At 65.0% G+C, this 3,442-nt stretch carries 3 protein-coding genes and 1 pseudogene; all 4 read right to left on the reverse strand.

What is annotated here, in order from left to right; translation table 11 throughout:
* Window positions 1-692 (reverse strand): annotated as a pseudogene (locus tag AC1DU6_RS24230) (oligopeptidase A); the annotation flags it as partial.
* A 1-nt stretch (window position 693) separates the two neighbouring features.
* Complete coding sequence (gene folD / locus AC1DU6_RS24235) at window positions 694-1,551, reverse strand: bifunctional methylenetetrahydrofolate dehydrogenase/methenyltetrahydrofolate cyclohydrolase FolD (RefSeq protein WP_477860188.1); 858 nt, start codon at window positions 1,549-1,551, stop codon at window positions 694-696.
* Window positions 1,552-1,716: 165 nt separating this feature from the next.
* Window positions 1,717-2,340, reverse strand: a complete 624-nt coding sequence (locus AC1DU6_RS24240; protein WP_056195018.1) for a response regulator transcription factor — start codon at window positions 2,338-2,340, stop codon at window positions 1,717-1,719.
* The coding region (locus AC1DU6_RS24245) for a sensor histidine kinase (RefSeq protein ID WP_477860190.1) at window positions 2,337-3,442 on the reverse strand (1,106 nt) is incomplete at its 5' end. The genes AC1DU6_RS24240 and AC1DU6_RS24245, both read right to left, overlap by 4 nt.

Consider the following 3,442-nt stretch of genomic DNA (forward strand, 5'->3'; position numbering starts at 1 on the left):
GACAGGTAGAGCTTCTCGCGCAACTCGCGACTTTCCGCGTATTGCATGACGGGCAGGTAGACCGGGAAATGCAGCGTGAGCTTGTGGCCGCCGTCGTCGAGCTTGGTGGCATCCAGCACATCCTGCGGCACGCCGGCCAGTTCCTCGGCGCTGGCGATGTAGCTCCAGCCGTCGGTCGCGTCCAGCACATGCTCGCTGAACTGCTGCTGCAGTTCGGCGCTGCGCTCCTGGATCGCGGCATAGCGCTCGCGGGCCGCGCCCTGCAGTTCGGCGCCGGACAGCACGAAGTTGCGGATGGCGTGCTTGAGCACCTGCTGGCGCGGTGCGCTCAGCGTTGAACCTTGAGCGGCGACCACGGCCTTGTACTTGGCGAACAGCGCCTCGTTGGCGCCCATGGCCGTGCTGAACTCGGTGACGGCCGGCAGCATCGCGTTGTAGGCCTCGCGCAGTGCCGGCGTATCGGCGACGGCGTTCAGATGGCCCACGGCACCCCAGGCGGCGCCCAGGTGCTCGGTGCTGGTATCGAGGATGCGCGACAGCGCGTCGTAATCGCCCGGCGTCTCGGGCTTGGTGGCCTCGTCCAGTGCAACCTGCGCGGCGGCCAGCAGTTGCTGGATGGCCGGCTGCACATGCTCGGGATGGATGGCCGCGAAGTCGGGCAGGGCGGCAGTGGAGAGCAGAGGATTTGTCATATCAAGCAGACTTGGCGACGCGTTCCGCAGATTCAAGCGTGTTGACCAGCAACATGGCAATGGTCATAGGACCCACGCCGCCGGGCACGGGCGTGATAAAGCCAGCCACTTCCTTGACGCCGTCGAAGTCCACGTCGCCGCAGAGCTTGCCCTCGTCGTTGCGGTTGATGCCCACGTCGATGACGACTGCACCGGGCTTGACCATGTCGGCGGTCAGCATGTTGCGCCGGCCGACCGCGGCGACGACGACGTCGGCCTGGCGGGTATGGTGGCCGATGTCCGGCGTGGCGCTGTGACAGACGGTGACCGTGGCATTGGCCTGCAGCAGCAGCAGGGCCATGGGCTTGCCCACGGTGTTGCTGCGGCCAATGACGAYGGCATGCTTGCCGCGCAGATCGAAGCCGGTGCTCTCGATGAGCTTCATGCAGCCATAGGGCGTGCAGGGCCGAAAGCCCGGCAGCTGGGTCATCAGCTCGCCGGCGCTCAGCRTCGAGTAACCGTCCACATCCTTGCTCGTCGCGATGGCTTCGATGACCTTGTACGGGTCGATGTGCTTGGGCAGGGGCATCTGCACCAGGATGCCGTGGATGCTGGGGTCGTTGTTGAGCGCATCGATGCGGGCTAGCAGTTCGGCTTCGCTGAACGTCGCTTCGTACTTCTCCAGCACCGAATGCAGGCCGGCGTCGRCACAGGCCTTGACTTTGTTGCGCACGTAGACGTGGCTGGCCGGATCGTCGCCGACGATGACGACGGCCAGGCCGGGCTGCACACCCTTGGCGGTCAGGGCCGCGGCGCGGGTGGCGACCTCGGCGCGGATGGATTTGGAGAGGGCGAGGCCGTCGATCAGTTGGGCGGTCATGGCAGTGTGGGTCCGTTCAAAAACTGCAAAACAAAGCCACAGAGGCACAGAGACACAGAGAGAAACCTTGAATTTCTCAGTGTCTCTGTGCCTCTGTGGCCGTGTTCAAATTTAGAAAGCAAAAAGCCGCTGAGAGTTCAGCGGCCTTCCGGTAGTCAGTGGAGGTCAGGCCTTCGCCGTGGCACCCAATGCGATCTTCAGCAGATCGGCCACGGTGTTGGCGTTGAGCTTTTCCATGATGTTGGCGCGGTGCGCCTCGACCGTCTTGATGCTGATGCCGAGGTCGTCGGCGATCTGCTTGTTCAGGCGGCCGGCGACGATGCGTTCCAGCACCTGCGCTTCGCGCGTCGTCAGGCGCGCCAGCAGGGCGTCGCGGCTGGCGGCTTCCTGGTGGCTGGAGAAGGCTTCGCGGGCCTGGTCGAGCATGCGCTCCACCAGGGCCAGCAGCTCTTCTTCCTTGAAGGGCTTCTCGATGAAGTCCATCGCGCCCTTCTTCATGGTCTGCACCGCCATGGGCACGTCGCCGTGGCCGGTGATGAAGACGATGGGCAGGGGGCTCTTGCGTTCGATGAGGCGGTCCTGGAGTTCCAGGCCGGTCATGCCATCCATGCGGATGTCGGCAATCAGGCAGGCGACCTCGCGGGGGTCGTAGCGGGCGAGGAAGGATTCGGCGGAATCAAAGCACTTGACCCGGTAATCCTTGCCTTCGAGAAGCCACTGCAGGGAGTCGCGGACCGCTTCGTCGTCATCGACAACGTAGACGTTGCCCTTCTTGGGGATCAAGCTCATGGTGCTGTGGGTTCTGTTCTCTGAGCGCTGCCGGGAGTGCCTGGTGAGGCTTCCTGACGCAGGTGTTCTGAGGTGATGGTGACCGGAATCGTGAATGCAAATCGGCAGCCGACGACCAAGGAGCCATTGTAGAGGTTCTCGGCTTTTATCCGGCCCTGGTGGGACTCGACGATAGACCGGCATAACCCTAAGCCGATGCCCAGGCCATCGGCCTTGGTCGAGAAGAAGGCCTCGTACATGCGCGACAGAACTTCATCGGGCAAACCCGGCCCCATGTCGGTGACCGAGAACTCGATCTGGCCGCCCAGCTCGGCGCTGTGCTTGGGGATGACGCGCAGCTCGATGTGGCGGCGCGACGTCGGGAGCGAGGCGTTGTCGATCGCTTCGGCGGCATTCTTCAGCAGGTTCATCAGCACCTGCTCGACGAGGATGGGGTCCACCATCAGCTGCGGCAGGCGCTGGGCGACATAGGTGTGGATGGCCACGTTGCGCCGGCGCAGCTCAATGCCGGCGAGCTCGACCGCGTCTTCGACGATGTCTGCGGCGTTGGCGGGCTGGCGTTGCGGCTCGCTGCGCTTCACGAAGTTGCGGATGCGGTGAATGATCTGGCCGGCGCGCTCGGCCTGCTTGGCCGTCTTGGTCAGTGCCGCCATCAGCGCATCCTTGTCGATGCTGTCGTTTCGCACACGGCTGACCATGCCGTTGCAGTAGTTGGTGATGGCGGTCAGCGGCTGGTTCAGCTCGTGGGCGACGCTGGAGGCCATCTCGCCCATGGTCATCAGCCGGCTCGTCACCTGGGCCTTGTCGGCCTGCAGCGCGGCCTGGGCCTCGGCGTGGCGGCGCATCGTGATGTCGGTGGCGWTCAGCATCTGCGCCAGGCGGCCGTCGGTCCATTGCAGGTAGCGCGCGCGCACGTCAAACCACATGGCCAGGGACTCGACATAGACCTCGCGCGGGTCGGAGCCGGTTTCGGTCAGCGCCTCGGCGGGCAGGCCGGAATAGTCATCGACTTCGTCAGTGCCGTCGTCCAGGCCGCCGCGGCGGCTGGTCGTGCCCAGCAGATGGCCGCCGGCCAGCAGTGCGTGCCCGGCCGGGTCTGCGC

The organism is Roseateles sp. P5_B10 (assembly GCF_056400485.1).